We start from the raw sequence: 19,483 nt of genomic DNA on the forward strand, positions 1-19,483 counted from the left end.
TTCTTGCGGTAGGCTTGATGGCTTGGACCGTCGATACGGCTTCGGCCGGTCGAGTGAAGGACACGTTTCGCAAGGTGGCGACGCCGGACCCGCCGAAAGTGCCACCTGCACCGCCGGCTCCTCCACCGCAGAAAGCGATCGACAATGCGGCCGAGCAGAACGCGAAGAAATCGCTGGATGATGCAGCCGGCGCCGCCTCGCGCGGAAAGGTGGTGACGCCGAAGGTCGATATTCCGGCCGATGTGTCGCCGCAGGCGCGTGACAAGCTGCTGCAGTCGAAGGAGAGCATTCGGCGGCAGGGCGCGAGCAACAAATCTCTGGAGGAGATCCGGTCGCGGAACAAGGCGGCTGAGGAGAAGAGATTGCGGGAACGGCAGGAGTTCAAGGAAAAGACGCCGATTGCTGCGGCTCCGCAGGAGCAGAAGCTGGCGGCTCCGCCTGTCGAAAAGGCATCGGACAAGGCGATCCGCCCGAAGAGGGAGATTAAGCAGGAATTCAACCGGGAAGCGGGTGCAACTTTATCAGGGCGCAAGCGCGGCGGCGGCAGCGCTTCCGAGGATGGTCCCAAGCCATAAAGCGGTCGGCGCGGCGCATCAAAGCAGAAGTGTGGGCGCGCGCGTCTTGCCGGTCATCAGATCGGAGAGGACTGGGATATCGCTGAAAAAGAGCGTTTTGAGATCGGGGTCATCGTGGCGGATGATGCGGCGAGCCATGTTCTCGATGGCGAATTCGAAAGCGTTGCGCGCGAAGCGGGCATTGCCGAGCTCGGGCGTGATGTGCTTGTGGGCGTCGCGGAACAGCGCGGTAAGTGCGGGCCAGGCATCGCCGTGGAGGATGTAATCGCCCTCGCGGCAGAACTTGTCGAAGATCCGGCAGAGCTCGTCAGGGGAGAAATCCGGAAAGACGATCTTGTGACGAAAGCGCGATGAGAGACCGGGGTTGCAGGCGAGGAGGGCGTCCATCTCGGCCGGGGTGCCCGCCATCACGACGATGAGATCGGTTCTGTGATCTTCGATGAATTTGAGGATGGTGGTCAGGGCTTCGTCGCCGAAGTCGTAGCTTGAGCCGTGGGCCAGGCTGTAGGCTTCGTCGATGAAGAGGACGCCGCCCAAGGCGCGCTCGAGTACGGCTTCGGTCTTGAGGGCGGTATGACCGACCCAGCCGGCGATGAGATCGGAGCGGTCGACCTCGACCACATGGCCGCGGGTCAGGAGCTTGCAATCGAGGAAGATGCGACCGAGCGCGCGGGCGACTTCGGTCTTGCCCGTGCCGGGGCTTCCCGCGAACACGAAATGATGGCTGGCGGCCGAGGCGGCGAGGCCAGCCTCGATGCGGCGTCTTTGGAATTGTGCCGCGGCTCTGATGGTTTGCAGTTGAGTTTTAAGCTTTGACAGGCCGATCAGGCTGTCGAGCCGGGCATACGGGTCTTGGTCCGTTCCCGGGTCCATGTCCGGCTCATGAATTCTAAGCGCTGTGTTGGCGTAGTGACCGCGGTCATAGTCGTAGCTGGGATCGTTGGACGGTTGCTCGGCATCGGGCTGGTCGCCCCGAGTGTCGGAGCTGTAGTAGGCCGTAAGGCGCTCGTGAGGGACGATTTCGGAACAGAACGAGCCATCGTTGGTCGGCTTGAACGCGACGTCGCGGAATGTGAGCGGCTTGATCGGATCGGGATCGGTGGGACCTTCGCTCGTGGAGTCAATGGGCGCAACGCCGGTGATCTCTGCGAGCTTGCGGGCGGCGGGTTGATAACCCGATTGCGCGGCGCGGGTCAGGAGCTCGACGGCCTTGTCGGTGTTGGGAATGGGGCAGCCTTTGCCGTCGTAGAAGAGAAGGGCGGCCTGGTATTGGGCTTCGGCATCTCCTGCATCGGCCAGGCGGCGATACCATTCGAGCGCCAGGATATATCTTTCATTCGAGCGGCAATAATCGGCAAAGTCCTTGCGTTCTTTGGCATCTCCGACAATTGCACGACTCAAGAGAGCTTCGAACTCCGTTGTCATGCACACCTCTATTGTTTTTTGTTTTTACGACATAATAGGGAATTGAGAAAAATTTTGCAATAAAAAGCGCGAAATTCTGCGCAAAACGAAAGCAGGAGAAGACTCTGCTCTCAGCCGTCCCGGGCTTGCCCTTGGGCGGCCGCATTCGATCTTTTGAAGGCAAGCAGGCGCGCCGGGTTTCTCAGCGGTCGCGCGAATATTGCTCGGTCGCGAAGGGTCCTGTCCGGCGCGGACGCTTCTCTATGGTCCGGCGTTTCGTCCGGACCCTGGGCAGCTCTTTCTTGGGGAGCCTGTCGGGTTAGAGGTCCATACCCAGGCGGTCTTGTGATCTGAATTCGAGTTTTTGCGGCTCGAGTGGGGGCATGACGGTAAGGACAGCCGTCGCCCGTTCGATGTGGTTTGCCAAGGCCCTGGCGCGCTCGGGCGTCGCTTCGATTGCCTTGTCTTCCAGCAAGTGGCGTGCGGCTTCAGTCAGCGACGGGTCGGGCTCGGCATCGCCACGGGTACGGCTCGCAAGAATCATGAAATCGAGTGTTTCTTCCTTGCTGACTTTGCCATCGGCGCTGGCGTCGGCCAGGAATTGGACGAAAGAGGCTCTATCGTCAGGGCTCAGGAGCGGTACGTTGAACGCGTTCGCGAAGGGTCCTTCCAGCGTAGTGCCTTCTGTTTCCAGAATATCGCGCAACACAGCGAGGGGATTGTATGGCGCGTGGATATCGAGGGGATAGGTGTCGAAGTCCCTGTCGAGCGCACCCAGGATCGTTGCGGAGAGAAGGCCGCGGTCGAGATCCGTCAGTTGCGGAAGGATGTTTTGCGGGGTCAGGGGCTGTCCGGGGTGCACTGTGATGACCTGATCCTCAAGCGTATAGGGCAGGTATTTTACCATCGGGGCAAACGGTTCGGCGGCAAAGTCCTGGCTCAACTTTTCCAGAATGGCGTCCTTGGTGATGCGCACATGGACGGTTTGACCAGGGGCAGACAGGGGAATATTTTTGAGCGATTGAAGGTCATCAAAGCTTTCAATGGTGAAAGTAGTAGCGGAATTGAATTCAGTGCGTGGATCAGCCATTCTCGTCTCTTTTTGGTTATTGTATTTCAAATAGATAATAGCATTTAAAAACATAAGAATTGTTTAAGTGTAAAATGCGCAGATTTTTATATATCGGCTTATTCCCGTGGAATCCCGAATTGGATGCCCTGGTGGTCAGTGCAGCGCTTACGGCCCGGTGTGAAACCGTGCGAGTTTCCGGTACTGCAATCGAGGTTGCGCGCGATTCCGATCACAGTCATGCGACAAGCTGGCTGGGTAAGGCATGAAGCGCGGTCTTCCGGCGCGCTGGCGCTGTTGTGGCTAATCGCAGGGCAGGAATGCCTGTTCGGACACGCGATCGTAGGGTGGCGGCACCTCACTCCCACTGGGCTGCGCTTCACTTGCGGCAACGACCGCAACCCGGACGGGCCGAGACCGCTTGCGGGCTCGGTCGCGCATAACGCGCGATAGGGCGTGGCCCGACCGCAGGGAGGGAGCCGCCCCATGTGTCTGCCTGCGCCTGGAAGACGGACACAGGAAACGACGAGGCGTTGGTCTCGCAGGAACACGCTCGGCCCTTACCCCATTGCAGGGATCAGCGACCCGTGTTCACCGGAGCCAGCGCTTCGATGATCCGGCAATCCGCAATGGTGCCGCAGCCGCATTGGCGGATGATGCTGTCAAGCTCGCAGCGCAGCGCCATGAGGTCGGCGAGCTTGCCCTCCACTTCGGCGAGATGCTCGCGTGCGATGGCATCGACCGCCTTGCAGGAGCGCTTCTTCTTCTCCGAAAGGCTCAAGAGCGCCCTTATTTGATCAATACCGAATCCCAGATCACGGGCGCGGCGTATGAAACTCAACCGGCCAAGTGCGGCGTCCCCGTAGGCGCGATAGTTGCCGGCGGTTCGCGGCGGCGCCGCGAGCAGGCCAATCCGTTCGTAGTATCGGATGGTTTCGACCTTGGTGCCGGTGACCTTCGATAGGTCCCCAATAGTTCGGACGCCTGCACTCATATCGCTTGACCCTGTAGTGACTACAGGGTGCAGTATGGGCGGTGACCGAAAGGAAGTCTAGAAGAGTATGAACACGAGCGAGTATGGAAAGGTGGCGGCCCACACACTGAAGTTGCGCGTTGAGGGCATGGATTGCGGCGCTTGCGCTCTCAAGATTGAGAGTGCCCTGAAGCGCCTGCCAGGTGTCAGCGACATCAACGTCAACTTTGGGACGGAGATGCTGGCGCTGAATCACGATGCCGGTCGGACCTCGCGCCAGGTGATTGAGGACAAGATTCGCAATCTGGGCTACACACCGCGGCCAGCGGCAGCCGAGATCGCCATCCCAATTGACACCGGCCGACAAGAAGACCGGCCCTGGTGGCAAACCCGAAAGAGCCGGCTCGTCCTCATCACCGCGGCTTTGCTGGCGGTCGCGTTCGGCGTGGCTTGGGTGGCGCCGTCCCTATCGTTTTACGCCTACGTCGCCGCAGCCCTCGTAGGCTTGGTGCCGATTGCCCGTAGGGCTCTCGCCGGTGCGATGTCCGGCACGCCCTTTAGCATCGAAACCTTGATGAGCGTTGCGGCTGCGGGAGCGATCACCATCGGCGCGGCCGAAGAAGCAGCGGTTGTGATCTTCCTCTTTGCTGTCGGCGAGCTTCTCGAAAACGTCGCGGCAGGCCGCGCCCGCGCGGGCATCAAAGCGCTGATCGGTCTGGTGCCACGCGTCGCCCAAATCGAGCAAGACGGCGAAATCCGCCAAGTGCCGGTTGAACAGTTGCGCGTCGGCGATGTGGCTGTCGTAAGACCGGGCGACCGTGTCCCGTCCGACGGCGAGATCATCGAGGGCTTGTCGGAGCTCGACGAAGCGCCTGTCACTGGCGAGTCGGTGCCCCTCAGCAAAACCGTTGGAGCCCTCGTCTATGCCGGCAGCATCAACGGCAACGGCACGCTGAGGATATCCATCACTAAGACCGCGGCCGATAACACCATCGCCCGCATCATCCATCTGGTCGAAAACGCCCAAGCGTCCAAAGCCCCGACGGCGCGCTTCATAGACAATTTCGCCGCCTACTACACGCCCGCGTCGATGGCCGCCGCCGTCTTGATCATCGTGGTGCCGCCGCTGATCTTTGGAGCGGATTGGGAAACTTGGATCTATCGCGGCCTCGCCACCCTGCTGATCGCGTGTCCCTGCGCGCTCGTCATCTCGACGCCCGCCGCCATCGCGTCCGGCCTCGCTGCCGGAGCCCGTCGCGTACTGTTAGTCAAAGGTGGGGCGGCGCTTGAAACTCTGGGCAAGATCACGGCCGTTGCTTTCGACAAGACCGGCACACTGACCGTCGGCAAGCCAGAGGTGACCGACGTTGCCGCGATCGAAGGCGATGAGGACGACATGCTGGCGAAGGCTGCTGCGGTCGAGCAGGGCTCCAGCCATCCGCTTGGGCTTGCGATCATCGCCGCGGCGCGCTCGCGCGGGCTTGCTATACCGCAAACCTTCGGCGGCGCCTCAGCCGTCCCCGGCAAGGCTGTTGTCGCCCGACTGCGCGATGGATTCGTATCGGTCGGTTCACCGCGCCATGCGAGCGAACTGAACCTGTTACCTGACACGTTATCAGATCAGGTCCAAAAGCTGGAAGGCGAGGGAAAAACCGTTGTCATCGTGGCCACGAAAGATCTCGCGTTAGGTCTGCTCGCTTTACGCGACGAGCCGCGCCCGGATGCGGCGGCGGGCATACGCGACCTCAAGGCTTTAGGCCTCCAGACCATCATGCTGACCGGCGACAACCGGCGGACCGGTCAGGCTATTGCAAACGTGCTTGGGCTCGATGTGCGCGCTGAACTGCTGCCCGATGCCAAGCTCGACGCGATCGCCCAACTCAAAGCCCATGGTCCGGTGGCCATGGTCGGCGATGGCATCAACGACGCGCCAGCCCTTGCGGCATCGTCGGTCGGCATAGCGATGGGCGGGGGCACGGATGTGGCGCTCGAAACGGCGGACGCGGCCCTGCTGAGCAACAGGGTTGGCGGCGTCGCCGAACTCGTCGTCCTTGCGCGGGCGACCCTGTCGAACATCAGGCAGAACATCGTCATCGCACTCGGGCTGAAAGCAATCTTCCTCATGACGACGCTGCTCGGCATCAGCTCGCTGTGGATGGCCATCCTCGCGGACACAGGAGCCACTGTGCTGGTGACCGCAAATGCTTTGCGCCTGCTTCGCGTCCGTCCAACAACAGCGGCATCTCCCGGAGAAAGTGCATGAACGGTCGCACGCTCACGCCGTTGACGACACGCGCAACGAGATTAAGCGGCTTGTTGGCAATTCTCGGGGCCTTTCTACTGGATCAAGCGACAAAGCTATGGGCACTGGCGGCGCTCGGGCGCGGCGAGGTTTTCGCGGTGCTCCCGGTCTTCAATCTGCGCCTCAGCTTCAACGAGGGCATTTCCTTCAGCCTGTTCACCGAGACGTTCACGGGTCGGCCGCTTATGCTTGCCGGCATAACCTTGCTCATGACAGCGCTCCTCGGGCTTCTTTTGGTCAGATCAACAACGCGGCTGGAAGCCGTCGCGCTCGGTTTGATTATCGGCGGAGCGCTTGGCAACGTCCTCGACCGCCTGCGTATCGGTGCTGTCGTCGACTTTCTGGATTTCCACGTCTGGGGCTTCCACTGGCCTGCCTTTAACCTCGCGGATTCGGCAATTGTCATCGGCGCCATGGCGCTCGTCGCATCAACCTTCATCGGGAATCGTCCCGGCCAAATATCAGAGGAGACATCACCATGATGATGCGTACTTCGTCTTCGCTTCGTCCCGTTTGGCTGGCTACGCTGGCCATGACGCTGCTTCCGGCTGCCGCTTTTTCGGCGTCCCTGGAAATGATGACGACCGGGGGCTGTGCGTGCTGTCACGCGTGGGCTCGCCACTTACGGGAGGCCGGACACGAGGTCGTCGTGAAAGACCTTGCGATGGGGCAGCTGATGAAGATGAAGCTCGATGCAGGACTTCCCGCTGCCCTCACGGCCTGCCATACCGCTAAAGTCGAAGGATATTTGATCGAGGGGCACGTTCCCGAGCGGGACGTTCGCAGGCTGCTTGACGAGCGCCCGGACGCTCTAGGTCTCGTTGTGCCGGGAATGCCGATCGGATCCCCCGGAATGGAGTCAGGCAACAAGCGAGAGCCTTACGAGGTGCTGCTGTTGAAGAAGGATGGCAGCACGGAAGTGTTTGCCCGCTATGACGCACAACCCGAGTGACTATATCGAACGGGGCAGGTGAATCGAGGGGATTGACGCTGCTTATGACACTTGAGCCCGTCCGCAAGGTGTTAGAGCGGAACCAGGTCGCCATCTATTTCTTCGCTGTCGTCGCTGCGGCTGCCGTGTCGTATGTCTGGCCGGGGAGCGGTACACTCGAACCGTTGATCAATCCGGCGCTCGCGTTGATGCTGTTCGTCACCTTCCTCCAGGTCCCGCTCTCCCACCTTGGCCGGGCTTTCACGGATATCCGCTTTCTATCGGCATTGATGGTTGGCAACTTCGTGGTTGTCCCGCTTCTGGTGGCGGGCCTGAGCCTGTTTCTGCCCGCCGATCCGCTTCTCCTTATCGGCGTCTTGTTTGTGCTGCCGACCCCGTGCGTGGACTACGTCGTGACGTTCGCGCATCTCGGCCGCAGTGACGCGAAATCGCTGCTCGCGGCGACGCCACTTCTTCTTCTGGCGCAGATGGCGCTCTTGCCGTTCTATCTCCGAATGTTGATCGGAGATGAGGCGGCCGGGTTAGTAAACGCGGGGCCCTTCATGCATGCCTTCGTGGTGTAGATTGCAGGGCCGCTGCTGTTGGCGGGTGTTTTGCAGCTGCTTGCCAGCAAAGCAAAGCCGGTTGAGGCGGCCGTTAAGCTGATCAGCATCCTCCCCGTCCCGGCCACGGCCCTTGTACTGCTTGTTGTGATCTGCGCGGTCGTTCCGCAGCTCGGCCTTGCGAGCGGCAGCGTGCTCCGGGTGGCACCGATTTATGTTGCCTTCGCCGTCATGGCTCCCATCGCTGGATGGCTGGTGGCGCGGGCATTTTCGCTCCCAGTCGATCAAGGCCGGGCTGTCGCATTCAGTACAGCGACCCGCAACTCGCTTGTGGTTCTTCCGCTTGCGCTGGCAGTACCAGGAGCAATGCCAGTCATCCCGGCGGTCATCGTCACGCAAACGCTCGTCGAGCTTATGGCCGAGCTCATCTATATTCGGGTCATGCCACGGCTTTGCACCAGACCCGTGAGCAGAATGGGGTAACACGTTGCGAAGAGCGTGTCCTGGGCCGGACGCAGGGTCATGTACGAGGTCGGTCTACCGCCTCGGGATGGTGGGTTAAGAAGTAACCCGGGCGGTGCATCACCATTCTTGTGAAGTGGGGACTTTCAGCGGTCGCCTGAAAATGTGCAAGTCAGTGGCGGACAGCGTAATGTAGTAGCCGCGCAGAACAAAGGGCGAAAAGCGGCCCGGCCGGGGGCAAAGATAACAATAATTGGGGAATGCCTTGCCGTTTTGCGGAAAGTAAGATTTACGGAGTCTTGGCGGACCGGGATCATGCTGGCGCATGCGAGGCGGAAAGAGGACTGAGTGGACGATGGCTCGGATCGATTTGGAAGGACTGTCGCTGAAGCAACTCCTGGACCTGCGGGAGAAGCTTGACGTCAAGATCGAGGAGAAGCGGAAGGAGGATCGTGAGGACGTGAAGCGGGCCATTGCCGATATGGCCGAAAAGCGCGGCTTCAGCATGGACGATCTGTTCGGCGGCCGGCGCGGCAAGGGCAAGGGTGTCGCCGTGAAGTACCGCAATCCCGACAATCCCTCCGAGACGTGGACGGGGCGCGGACGGAAACCCAACTGGCTGGTCAACGCACTGAAAAAGCCGGGCGTAAAGATGGAAAGCTTTTCCGTTTAGGCCGCATGTCCGGCGGTTGCGGAAGGCGTCTTCGCGGCCCTTTTTCTTATCCAGACAACCTGGTCTCTTCGCGCGCGATCGCGGCCGGTCTCGCGGCTATAGCTCAAAAAGCTCACTGGCCACTCGCGAGCATGTCGCTGCGGGCGAGCGACGGTCAGGCCAGCCGATGAGCTGGCCTGTTTGACGAGACGACGGAGGGTCTCACCGGTGCACATGCCGCTTAACGGGCTTGCCGGCGGCAACTTTGCCAGCAGGCGGCTGCGCGTGGTCATGAGGAACGGCATAGGGCGTGCTCTTGTAAGGGTAACGCCAGATCGTATTGGCCTGAGCGCCGCCAACGAGTGTTGCGGAACTGATTGCAGCGGCAGCGAAGGCGAGAATAATCCGGTTCATGTTGTTCTCCTGTGCAATGGAGTTAGATGTCTTCAGACGCTCGGCAGCGAGATCGGTCTCGTTTGCGATGTCCGATGCACAGAAGTTAGGTGAAGGGTGCTACCGCGAGATTTCGCGAATGTTTCCTTTGATTGCAGGGACGGTCGTGAAAATTTTGAACTCGCGGAAACCGGCACAGCCTTAAGGGCCTAGGAGCGCTCCGCTCTAGCCAACACCACTCTCACAAAGAGGCCGCCTTGGGGACGGTTCTTGAGCTCTAGTGTACCGCCGTGGCTTTCGATGACGCTGTGCGCAATCGTAAGACCCAGCCCTGTTCCGCCGGTATCGCGGCTGCGAGAGGCTTCGATGCGATAGAAGGGCGTGAGAACTTTCTTCAGTTCATCCTCGGGAATGCCCGGACCCTCATCCTCAATCTCCAAAGTGATGTTCTGCGACGTGGCCAGCACGCGAACAGTTGCGCTTTGACCGTACTTCAAGGCGTTTCCGATCAAATTTGCGAATGCACGCTTGAGCGCAAGGCGGCGGCCGGTAAAGATTGCCTTGTCTTGCCGTTCGAGTGTCACCGCCTGACCCTGATCGGCGTAGTCATCGCAGATCGTCCGGACAATTGCACCAAGATCGAGCCGTTGGCGCTCTTCGCCGGTATGATCGCTGCGCAGGAATTCCAAAGACGAGCCGATCATCTGCAGCATGTCATCGAAATCGGTTTCGATGGCGCGGCGCACGTCTTCGTCGGCAACATCCTCCAACCGCAAGCGCAACCGGGCTAGCGGTGACTTCAGGTCGTGGGAAATCGCTGCAAGCATGAGGGTGCGCTCGTCAACGAGTTTCTTGACGCGCAGTTGCATTTCATTGAAAGCAGCTGCCAGCTCGCGCACTTCTTTTGGGCCGTCGACCGGGATCGGCTGTGGTTCGCTCGCGACGTAGACGCGTTTGGCCTCTTCGGCGCATTTACGGATAGGATGTGTGACGCTCCGGGCCATGCCAAGGGCGATACCCAAAACTCCAAGCGCCATCAGAGCCGTTGATACAATGATGGCCCTCGTGGAATTATGCGCACCGTCCAGCACTGCGATGTTGGTGTTGACCCACCCGCCGTCTGGCAATCGCATCGAAACAAGGGTCAAATGCGGATCGGTGCGGGTGCCTGTTCCTTGCGCAGGCGTCCCGACGATGAGGCCGCCGTCCCGATGGGTTTCTGTGCGTTTTTCGATCTCAGACTGCAATGCGCGGGCTGAACTTGTCATCACCGGAGGGGCAACAGCCAACGGGACCGTGCTGTAGTGAACCTCCAACGCGCCACCGGAAAGAGTATGGGCGGTTTCCTCTCTTTTTTCAGCGGGAAGCCAGCTTAGCGTCGATTTGATTGAGACGAGCCGCTCTGCCGTTCGCGCGGCGTTCGTCAATCCCACTTCCGAGTCAAGACCTAGCTGGTAGGCCCATATGCTGGCCAAATGCAGTGCAATGAGCCCGAGTAAAAGAACCGCGATCGTGCGCCCGGCAATAGTGTCAGGTAAAAGTCTCATGCGACCTCCGCCGCAGGCGTATCAGACGCGCTTTACGGTTGGCACGAACATGTAGCCAGCGCCGCGTACCGTCTTGATCATTCCGCCTTCATCCGCACTTTCAAGCTTGCGCCGCAGGCGGCTGATTTGAACGTCTATGCTGCGATCAAAACCCGTTGCGACCCTGTTGCGCGAAAGGTCGAGCAACTGTTCCCGCGTCAGAACACGCTGCGGGCTTTCGACAAAGGCTAGCAGCATATCGTACTCGCCCGTGCTGAGATCAATCACGATCCCTTCGGGGTTCAGCAGTTGCCGTTTGCGCGTATCTAAAACCCACCCCTCAAAGGCGTAGGCGCCAGCGCTCAGCGGCTGAACGATGTGCGGGGACACGGAAGCTCGGCGGAGAAGGGCACGAACTCGCGCGAGCAATTCCCTCGTGCTGAACGGTTTTGCGAGATAATCGTCAGCGCCAAGCTCCAGGCCGACAATCCGATCCGTTTCATCCCCCTTTGCTGTCAGCATCATGATGGGGGTCGAGGATGTTTTGCGCAGTTCCCGGCAGAGGTCGAGGCCTGAAGGCCCAGGCAACATGACATCGAGGATGATGAGGTCAAATACCACGAGCTTGAGGGTATCATTCATCTCACGCCCATCGCGGACGCCCGTCACGCGATAACCCTGACCGCGAAGAAACTTGGCGACGAGCTGGCGAAGCTGGCCGTCGTCATCGACAATCAGAACATGGGCATCCGTGATCGAGGCCGGCGGCGCACTGGCATCGCGCTCATCGCGCTCTGAGGCTGGAAGATCTGAGGGAGACATGCGTGTTTCCGCCGGGGCAACATCTTTATTCCGCAGATCATAGTATAACAGCCCAGGCCGGTTGTGCGTCTCTCGGTCGACCTGGGCTGCGCAATCGATCATTTCCCTTTTTCGAGGCTCATTACGGTCAGCTGACCGTTGACCTTATCCGCCGTGAACTTCACGGCGTCACCTGCCTTTGCAGCCTTTAAGAGCGCAGCATCCGATGCTTTGAAAACCATGGTCATCGGATCCATCTCCAAGTTTGGAATGGCCTGATGATCGATCGTGATCTTGCCGGCGGCCTCATCAACCTTCGTCACGGTGCCGCTGACCTGCGGCAGGGACGAGGCCGGCTTTTCTGCAGCAGTCGTATCCGCCGCCTGATGCATCGCGGGGTCATGATTATCACCTGCGCTCGCCACGCCCGGAGGTCCGGCGAGAAGCAAGGTCGCAACGGCCAGTGCGTATCCGATTTTCATGTCTTGAACTCCTTCGTTTGAATGGATCGTGTAGCGTTCGATACTGATTTATTTGTCCGATACGACGACAACGCCCTTCATGCCGGCTTCGGAGTGGCCGGGAATGAGGCAGGCGAACTCGAAGGTTCCGGACTTGGAGAATTTCCACACGATCTCTGCCGAGCCGCCTGGTTTCAAGCGGCGTCCGTTGGGATCGTCATGCTCCATCTCCGGGTTTTTTTGCATGGCGATGCGGTGCTTCGCATTCTTCTCGACGCTGTCGAGCATGAACTCGTGATCGAGCGCACCGCTGTTGGTGATTACAAACTTGACCTGCTCACCGGTCTTCACGATCACTTCGTGCGGATCGTAGGCCATGGCGCCATTGCCTTCGGTCATGGCGATAGCGATGGTCCGCGCCGGCTTAGCAGGATCACCAGGCTCGCCCGCGTCGAAGGCTTTGTGCGTATGCCCGGTCTCTCCCGGCTCTGCCGCGACTTTCGTAGCGGCAAACGGCAGAGCCAGGGTTGCTGCCATTAACAGCAGACACTTCGACTTCTTGATCCGCGTTCTCATGAATATCCCTCAACCAATTGCACCAATCGCGCTGGATGACGCTAAGGACCGCGCTCTACCGCTTTATGTCTCGATTGTTACAAATTGTTTCTAGGCAGCGCTTATCGCGTCCTTACGAGGGCCGGTCTGTGAGCTCGCAAAGGGGGACGGGCGATGCGTAACAGCCGGTTCAGAGGGGAGCATCGGGCTGCAACCGGAAGCGGGGCGTTAGACAGCGGACGTGTGCAGCACGCACGGCATCAGCGGCCGCACAGACGGATCGCCCGTCGCTCATGGTGATTGCGAACACACGCGAAACGGTAGGGACGAGATCCGCCAATCAACCTGGGCTCAGGTGAGCAGCCTACGTGAGTAGAGATAATCAAGCAGGAGATGGCAGCTGAACAAGAACCGGAGATCGAACCGACGCGGCAGCTTCGCGGGAGCCTGCACAAGCTTAACGTTGTGCCTGAAGTTCCCCTATTATCGCTCGCATCTGAGCAATTTCGCTCTTCTGGGCGCTTATAATGCCGTTGCAGAGTTGTTGCACTTTCGGAACTTGAAGTTCGGCCTCTTCGCACATGAGGATGGCGCCGGCATGATGCGGGATCATCGACTTTAAGAGCTGCTGATCGTCGATTGCGACTTGCTCTCGGATTCCCAGCCAGAAACCAAGAAGTGCAATCAGCCCGACAGCAGTTAAAGCAATATTCAGCTGGCTATTGGGGTACATGGACCGCATCAGCCATAGCTCGATCAGCAGCATTGGCGCAGTCATCAAGCCAGCCATGTAAAATTGGTTTATGTTAGGAACGACGTTCTCGAAAGTGTTGACCATCGCGTACATCAGCGTGAACATTGCCGCGAAAGAAATCAGAAGCATGAGTGCGAGACGCCAATACGGACTGCCCGCGTGGGCGCCATGGCCCGTCGCGTTGTCGCCGCTGCCAGCAGCCGATCCATGCCGCGCAGTTCCGGTTTTTTGAGGAGTAGCGGCGGGATTGTGGGGCGTGTGTTGATCGCTCATACGCGACAGCTCCTTACTCTCTAGCACTGACAATTGCACTTAGTGACCAGAATGCCCGCCCGGCTTGACAGCCTTCAATTCGATTTCCGAGGCGGGCGCGCCAGGTTCGGTCGTCGCCGCTGGTTCTGCCGGAGCGCGAACGGGATTGGAAAGTTTTGACGGATCGCCCGTCCACTTGAAGGCGACGGTACCTTCCGGGTTCTTGTACCAGCCGGGGTCCTTGTAGTCGTTGCGGTCAAGCCCCTCCCGTACTTTGACAACCGAAAACATGCCGCCCATCTCGACCGGGCCGAATTGAGCGAACCCCGTCATCATGGGCAACGTATTGTCCGGAAGCGGCATCTCCATCTCGCCCATGTCCGCCATGCCGGCGCCCCCCATCGGCATATAGCCTTTGACCATCTGGGACATACGCTTCTTCAGCTCGGATTGATCGACGCCGATGAAATTGCGCAACTCATGCCCCATAGCGTTCATCGTGTGGTGCGCCTTGTGGCAGTGGATCGCCCAGTCGCCCTCGTAGATCGCGTCGAATTCGTAGGCGCGCATTTGTCCAACAGCGCAATCGATCGTCACCTCAGGCCACCGGGCTTCGGGACGCACCCAGCCGCCGTCCGTGCAGGTGACCTCGAAATCGTAGCCGTGCATGTGGATTGGGTGGTTCGTCATCGTGAGATTCCCGAAGCGGACGCGAACGCGATCACCCTTGCGTACGACAAGCGGGTCGATTCCAGGGAATACGCGGCTGTTCCAGCTCCACAGATTGAAGTTCAGCATTTCCGCAACGCGCGGGACATAGGAACCCGGATCTATATCATAGGCGTTCAGCAGGAAGACAAAATCACGGTCGACTCGCATGAACTTCGGGTCTTTGGGATGGACGACAAAGAACCCCATCATGCCCATGGCCATCTGGACCATCTCATCGGCGTGCGGGTGATACATGAATGTACCGGACTTCGCGATCTGCCATTCGTAGACGTATGTCTCGCCCGGCTTGATGTGGGGTTGGCTCAATCCGCCAACGCCATCCATGCCGCTCGGCAGGATCTGCCCGTGCCAATGAATGGTCGTGTGCTCGGGGAGTTTGTTGGTGACAAAAATCCGCACCTTGTCGCCCTCGACCACCTCGATCGTCGGGCCGGGGGACTGACCGTTGTAGCCCCACAGGTGCGCTTTCATTCCGGGCGCCATCTCGCGCACGACCGGCTCAGCGACCAGATGGAATTCTTTCCATTCGCCATTGATGCGCGGTGGGAGTGTCCAGCCGTTCAGCGTTACGACCGGCTGATAGTCCGGTCCGCTCGCTGGAGCCACCGGAGCCTGAGTGGCCGGCGACCCTTGAAACTGCGCTTCTGGCACGGCAGCATGGGCCGAGCGCCCGGAGAGCTTGGCCGCACCCAGCAGCGCAAGCCCGCCCGTCGCGGCCATCATGTCTCTACGAGATACCGTCATCTTGAGCTCCTTTCGCGATGCCGTTATCCGCCCGAACCAGCGGCCACTGCTGTTGGTGCGACACCGCTCTCGCGTCCTCCGAGCACGGCGGTGTGCAAATCGACTTTGGCCAGCCAGAAATCGCGCCGCGCGGTCGCAGCCTGCACATTCGTGTCGATCCGGGCCCGGGCGTCCGCGAGCAACTGGAAGACATCGACAAGCATCCCATTGTAATTCAGCAGGGTTTGCTCGGTAATAATCTGCCGAAGCGGCAGGATCTCCCGCTCGTAGTGACGAACGACATCATACGTCCCGCGATAAGCCTGATAGGCCTGCCTTGCCTCGGACCGCACATTCACCGCTTTTTCGATCAACCGGTTGACGGTGCCCATATAGGTTTCTTCGGCCCGTCGGGTCCGCACTTCGCCGAAGTCGTAGATTGGAATCTGGAAATCGACATCGAAGCCGCGCCAGCGAACTTTCTCGGTCCGCTGCGTCTCTGTGCGAACCAGCGTCGGGCCCGGTCCGAGCGCGTAGTCGATGTCCGAAACCTTGTTCTTTTCGATACGACGAATGCCCCGCACCTCCAGCACATCGATGAATCGAGTTGCGCGCGTGAGGCCGAATTCCTTGGCCAGGATAGCGATCTCCATACGTGCGATTTCCAGATCGATGCGAGAAAGCACAGCCTCGGTTTCAATGTCGTCTTCAATTTTCGGTTTCGCGGGAAGGGCGGGCAGTTTATCCGGCAGTTTATATTGGAGCTGAACGCCCCACAGACCAAGGCTCTGATTGAGCCGCTCGCGTTCCAGACGCTGTGTCAGGCGCGCCTGGGCCAATTGGCCGCCAACCTCAGCCGTGAAAGCGTGCTCGCGTGCTTGATCCAGCTTTGCCATGCCGCCTGTCTCGCCAAGCTTCTTGGCGAAATCAGATACGGTTTCGGCCGACGTTACAGCCTGTCGCAAGAGGACGACCTGCTCGTTTGCCGCCACTGCCCGATAGTAGCCGCGGCGCGCATCGGCCGCTATTTTGAGTGTCTCATCGACCGCGCGTTTTTGTGCCTGAAGGAATCGATCTTCTGCTATCTCGCGCCGGCGTGGCAGTGTCAGGAGACCCAACACATTCTGCAGGATCTGCGCCTCGATCTCGATCGACGAGGGCTGGATGAGGCGCGACAACGTGACGGTTGGCGAGGGCGGCAGGCTCGCCTCAACCATCATGGCTTCCGACACGCCGAGTTCGTTGTAGGCGGCTTGCAGTCCGCGGTTGTTCACAAGCGCGATTTGCACGGCCGCATCGGGCGTCATCGTGCGCGAGAGTAGCTCGGCCACGCGCGCCTCCGCCGCAGCGGCGTCATGCTCATCGTGGATTTTCGCGGCGGGCTGGCCAATCGCCGCGGTCGAAAGGTCGCTCACAAGGCTCATGCCGCCATCAGGCGAGAACTGCGCACAGCCTCCCGACACAACGATCGAACTTGAAGCCGACACCATCATCAGTCTCTTCCAAACGCTACGATGCCTGCCCCAACCCATGAGCAATCCCCCGGTGGTCCGTACTATCGCGACGCCTTCCCCCGAAGGCCCACGTCGTCAACGAATCTGCTTCTTCAGTGCTGCATGCCCGGCATGGGCTCCATCGCTTTCGGCTGAGCCGGGGCTGGCGAAGGATCGGGCGTCGTCTTCGGCTGCTGCTGGTCGGGCGGTAGTGCGCCCGGTGGCGCCACCTGGCGATTGATCTGACCCCAAGGCCGCGGTTCAACAGGCCGATAGCTCTTGATACCCGCCGCAATCGATCGGTAGGGTTGGGCCGGAACAGCAACGGGCTCATCAGGCATAGGACCGACCTGCGGCCACGCTGGTTCCCGTTCACCCCAGCCTGTGAGGCCCAGCAGCGCGAAAAAGGCAATCCACAGTCTGATCATGAGGAGGTCCTAGCTCTGCATGCGGCCGCCATGCCGTTAGAAAAAGCAAGATTGGACCGAACTCTAGTCGGTGAAGACGATTCGCGGTGTTTCGCGTTTATTACAAAATGTTTCAGGGGCACGCAGGCGAATTGCATCGCTGAAGATCGTGATAGGATCGAGCCCTGACGGCGGCGTTCCACGCGGCTTAAGCGATCACCGGACGCAGCCCCGCCCGCAGACGGTCATCGTGGATAGCCTTCCATGACCAGTAGAACAGCGATCACCATTGTTTTGCTACTCTCCACCAATGCCCTGGATACACCCTGTGCTGGAGTGGAAACCGATACGCCAGCCGTCGAAGCCTGGCATGGCGATTTCGCGGATCGCGATGCTCATGCCGCCTTTCACAACGATCGTGGCTTACGCTTCTATCAAACGGGACGCCTCGACAAAGCCATCGAGGAATTAAGCACGGCCATCGAGGTGCAGCCGGCCGCATCGTTACCGTATTACAACCGCGGCAATGTTCATTTCCGGCAGCGGCAATTCGAGAGCGCTGTGGAGGACTACTCTCAAGCCCTTCGCCGCAGCCCCGATCATGTCATGGCGATGGTCAACCGCGGCAGCGCCCTCTCAGCGCTTGGCCGCCTCGATGAGGCGCTCGTTGACTACGATGCTGCCTTTGCCCGGGAGCCAAACAACACCTACGTACTCTTCAATCGCGGCTTCCTTCGCGGAAAGCGGAAAGAATACCGGGAAGCGATCGCAGACTTTACGCGCGTGATCGAGCGCGACCCCAACGATGGCGATGCCTATCGCATGAGAGCCGCTGCCTACGCATCCCTCGGGGATATGGCGAGGGCATTGCAGGACCGAGACACTGCCCTGAGGTTGGGGTCAGTCAAGAAGACCAACGCAAAATAACCGGCATTGCACTCAAGTGATCGGGGAGTGCACGAGCGGTCAACCACCTAATCGTTGACGAAATTGCTGCCGAAGCGGCGTTTCGCGTTCGATTGCTGCGCCAGCACGCCGAGATGTTTCAAAATTATGTGTCCTGGCCTCGAGTACCGGCTGTATCGGCATTTTCGATGGCAAAGGCACGGCACGCGAATGTCTGAGCTTCGTGCGCTTGATGAACGACCGGGTCACAACCATCGCGCGATACCGACTCGCCGCCAAGCGGCAGCTCCCCCTTTGATTTGTCCTTTTTTTACCATCGGACACTGTTTGACGGCGGCCTCGGTCTTCCTCAATCATTTTGGAAGGCTCCCGTGCGACCTTCGGCCAAAAATGTAAAGGCCGAACCCATGAACGAGAACCGGCAAGCCGGAAGCCTCATCCCGGAAGACAACAGCTTCGGCGCGGTACGACTGGCTGCGGCTCTGGCCGTGGCGGTGAGTCATGCTGTCGAGATCACGGTCGGCAACCTGTCCTGGGACTATGTGCAACAGACCACCGGCTATACGCTCGGCCAGCACGCGGTGCATGTCTTCTTCATCTTGAGCGGCTTCCTGGTGACGGCAAGTCTCATGCGGACGTCGGACCTGACGCGGTTCGCTGTCGCGCGGGTGATGCGGATTTTCCCGGGGCTCATCGTGTGCGCGATCTTCACGGTGGCGGTGCTGGGACCGTTGATAACGGTTTGCCCGTTATCAAGCTATTTTGCCGACACAGGCATTCTGAAATACCTCGCAGAGACCACCCTGCTAATCACGGGACGGGCGGAACTGCCCGGTGTTTTCACCAGCAATCCGCTAGCCGGCCAGGTCAATAATTCGGTCTGGACGCTCAAGTATGAGGTGCTTTGCTATGCCGGTCTGGGGCTTGCATTCGCTGCGGGTATGCTGCGAACCGGATTTCGGAGCCAAGCCTGGCTGTGGCTGGCGATATTTGTGTTCGCCGCGTCTTATTTGCTTCCTGGCCTGATCGAAGCGAAGACTGGGCCCGACGTGATCCGCCGCTTCGGACTTTGTTTCGCGTTAGGCTCTGCGGCGTTTTTCGCCCGACACTACACGGGAAAGCTTTGGCTCGTGGTCATAAGCTTGGTCGCGCTGCTCGCCTTCTGGTCGACGCCGCTCATGGTGCCAGTCATGGTTTGGTTTGAAGCCAGCGTGGTGTTCTGGCTCGCGAACCTGCGGTGCCCATCCTTGGCCAGGGTCACAATGAAGCATGATTTGTCGTACGGAATTTATCTCTATGGATGGCCGGTGTCCCAGGCGCTGGTGCAGCTTATGCCCAATGCTATGCCGGTCCAGATAGCCGCCCTTACGCTCCTCATTCTGGTCCCCATTGCTGCCGCTTCATGGCATTTGGTCGAGAAGCCGGCCCAGCGTCTTGGGCACAAGCTGGCGCGACCGCGACCGTCTGGTGCATGGGCGAGGGCGCGCGTGGGGTGGCCGGCACTTGCGACCGCAGCAAACGTAAAGCAAACATAACACGCGGGGACCGG

At 59.8% G+C, this 19,483-nt stretch carries 20 protein-coding genes; 9 read left to right on the forward strand and 11 right to left on the reverse strand.

Annotation, left to right across the window (positions count from 1 at the left end; genetic code table 11):
* Positions 1–17 precede the first annotated feature (17 nt).
* The gene (locus F812_RS0104790; RefSeq protein WP_156827261.1) at positions 18–575 is read left to right on the forward strand and encodes a hypothetical protein; all 558 of its coding nucleotides are present in this window, start codon (positions 18–20) and stop codon (positions 573–575) included.
* 18 nt (positions 576–593) lie between these two features.
* On the opposite strand, the gene F812_RS25265 is transcribed toward F812_RS0104790, so the two are convergent.
* The 3 genes from F812_RS25265 to F812_RS0104805 all read right to left on the reverse strand — a co-directional run bounded on the left by F812_RS25265 (position 594) and on the right by F812_RS0104805 (position 4,042).
* Positions 594–2,000 (reverse strand): AAA family ATPase, encoded by a 1,407-nt coding sequence (locus F812_RS25265; RefSeq protein ID WP_020084823.1) that lies wholly within the window; start codon positions 1,998–2,000, stop codon positions 594–596.
* Positions 2,001–2,298: 298 nt separating this feature from the next.
* Positions 2,299–3,069 (reverse strand): hypothetical protein, encoded by a 771-nt coding sequence (locus tag F812_RS0104800; protein ID WP_156827262.1) that lies wholly within the window; start codon positions 3,067–3,069, stop codon positions 2,299–2,301.
* Between the two features lie 556 nt (positions 3,070–3,625).
* A complete protein-coding gene (locus tag F812_RS0104805; RefSeq protein ID WP_020084825.1) occupies positions 3,626–4,042 on the reverse strand; it encodes a MerR family transcriptional regulator in 417 nt (138 codons plus the stop codon).
* Positions 4,043–4,109: 67 nt separating this feature from the next.
* On the opposite strand from F812_RS0104805, the gene F812_RS0104810 reads away from it, so the two are divergent.
* From F812_RS0104810 to F812_RS0104830, 6 genes are all read left to right on the forward strand, one after another.
* Positions 4,110–6,284 carry a heavy metal translocating P-type ATPase gene (locus tag F812_RS0104810; RefSeq protein ID WP_020084826.1) on the forward strand — a complete coding sequence of 725 codons (2,175 nt, stop codon included), beginning with the start codon at positions 4,110–4,112 and terminating at the stop codon, positions 6,282–6,284.
* A complete protein-coding gene (gene lspA, locus F812_RS22585) occupies positions 6,281–6,805 on the forward strand; it encodes a signal peptidase II (RefSeq protein ID WP_020084827.1) in 525 nt (174 codons plus the stop codon). The genes F812_RS0104810 and lspA overlap by 4 nt, the downstream gene beginning before the upstream one ends.
* Positions 6,802–7,275: a DUF411 domain-containing protein gene (locus F812_RS26950; protein ID WP_020084828.1), complete on the forward strand. Its 474-nt coding sequence runs from the start codon at positions 6,802–6,804 to the stop codon at positions 7,273–7,275. The genes lspA and F812_RS26950 overlap by 4 nt, the downstream gene beginning before the upstream one ends.
* Before the next feature lie 44 nt (positions 7,276–7,319).
* Positions 7,320–7,838 (forward strand): hypothetical protein, encoded by a 519-nt coding sequence (locus F812_RS26955; protein ID WP_020084829.1) that lies wholly within the window; start codon positions 7,320–7,322, stop codon positions 7,836–7,838.
* Between the two features lie 30 nt (positions 7,839–7,868).
* Positions 7,869–8,300, forward strand: coding sequence for a hypothetical protein (locus F812_RS26960; protein WP_020665362.1), 432 nt, complete (start codon positions 7,869–7,871; stop codon positions 8,298–8,300).
* 334 nt (positions 8,301–8,634) lie between these two features.
* Positions 8,635–8,952, forward strand: coding sequence for an H-NS histone family protein (locus F812_RS0104830; protein ID WP_020084831.1), 318 nt, complete (start codon positions 8,635–8,637; stop codon positions 8,950–8,952).
* 201 nt (positions 8,953–9,153) lie between these two features.
* On the opposite strand, the gene F812_RS0104835 is transcribed toward F812_RS0104830, so the two are convergent.
* From F812_RS0104835 to F812_RS0104870, 8 genes are all read right to left on the reverse strand, one after another.
* Complete coding sequence (locus F812_RS0104835; RefSeq protein WP_020084832.1) at positions 9,154–9,345, reverse strand: hypothetical protein; 192 nt, start codon at positions 9,343–9,345, stop codon at positions 9,154–9,156.
* A 188-nt stretch (positions 9,346–9,533) separates the two neighbouring features.
* Positions 9,534–10,871 carry an ATP-binding protein gene (locus F812_RS25965; RefSeq protein WP_083929073.1) on the reverse strand — a complete coding sequence of 446 codons (1,338 nt, stop codon included), beginning with the start codon at positions 10,869–10,871 and terminating at the stop codon, positions 9,534–9,536.
* A 21-nt stretch (positions 10,872–10,892) separates the two neighbouring features.
* Positions 10,893–11,672 (reverse strand): response regulator, encoded by a 780-nt coding sequence (locus tag F812_RS0104845; protein WP_020665363.1) that lies wholly within the window; start codon positions 11,670–11,672, stop codon positions 10,893–10,895.
* 98 nt (positions 11,673–11,770) lie between these two features.
* Complete coding sequence (locus tag F812_RS0104850; RefSeq protein WP_020084835.1) at positions 11,771–12,133, reverse strand: copper-binding protein; 363 nt, start codon at positions 12,131–12,133, stop codon at positions 11,771–11,773.
* A 48-nt stretch (positions 12,134–12,181) separates the two neighbouring features.
* Entirely contained in the window at positions 12,182–12,688 is a 507-nt protein-coding gene (locus F812_RS0104855; RefSeq protein ID WP_040497921.1) for a cupredoxin domain-containing protein, read from the reverse strand.
* Positions 12,689–13,124: 436 nt separating this feature from the next.
* Positions 13,125–13,694, reverse strand: a complete 570-nt coding sequence (locus tag F812_RS0104860; RefSeq protein ID WP_198011139.1) for a DUF305 domain-containing protein — start codon at positions 13,692–13,694, stop codon at positions 13,125–13,127.
* Between the two features lie 39 nt (positions 13,695–13,733).
* Positions 13,734–15,149, reverse strand: a complete 1,416-nt coding sequence (locus F812_RS0104865) for a multicopper oxidase family protein (RefSeq protein WP_026867851.1) — start codon at positions 15,147–15,149, stop codon at positions 13,734–13,736.
* A 23-nt stretch (positions 15,150–15,172) separates the two neighbouring features.
* The gene (locus F812_RS0104870) at positions 15,173–16,621 is read right to left on the reverse strand and encodes a TolC family protein (protein WP_020084839.1); all 1,449 of its coding nucleotides are present in this window, start codon (positions 16,619–16,621) and stop codon (positions 15,173–15,175) included.
* A 671-nt stretch (positions 16,622–17,292) separates the two neighbouring features.
* Between F812_RS0104870 and F812_RS0104875 the strand changes: the two genes are divergently transcribed.
* Positions 17,293–17,955, forward strand: coding sequence for a tetratricopeptide repeat protein (locus tag F812_RS0104875; protein WP_083929074.1), 663 nt, complete (start codon positions 17,293–17,295; stop codon positions 17,953–17,955).
* A 386-nt stretch (positions 17,956–18,341) separates the two neighbouring features.
* Positions 18,342–19,469, forward strand: coding sequence for an acyltransferase family protein (locus F812_RS0104880; protein WP_020084841.1), 1,128 nt, complete (start codon positions 18,342–18,344; stop codon positions 19,467–19,469).
* Positions 19,470–19,483: the final 14 nt, after the last annotated feature.

Source organism: Hyphomicrobium zavarzinii ATCC 27496 (assembly GCF_000383415.1).
Classification (GTDB): domain Bacteria; phylum Pseudomonadota; class Alphaproteobacteria; order Rhizobiales; family Hyphomicrobiaceae; genus Hyphomicrobium_C; species Hyphomicrobium_C zavarzinii.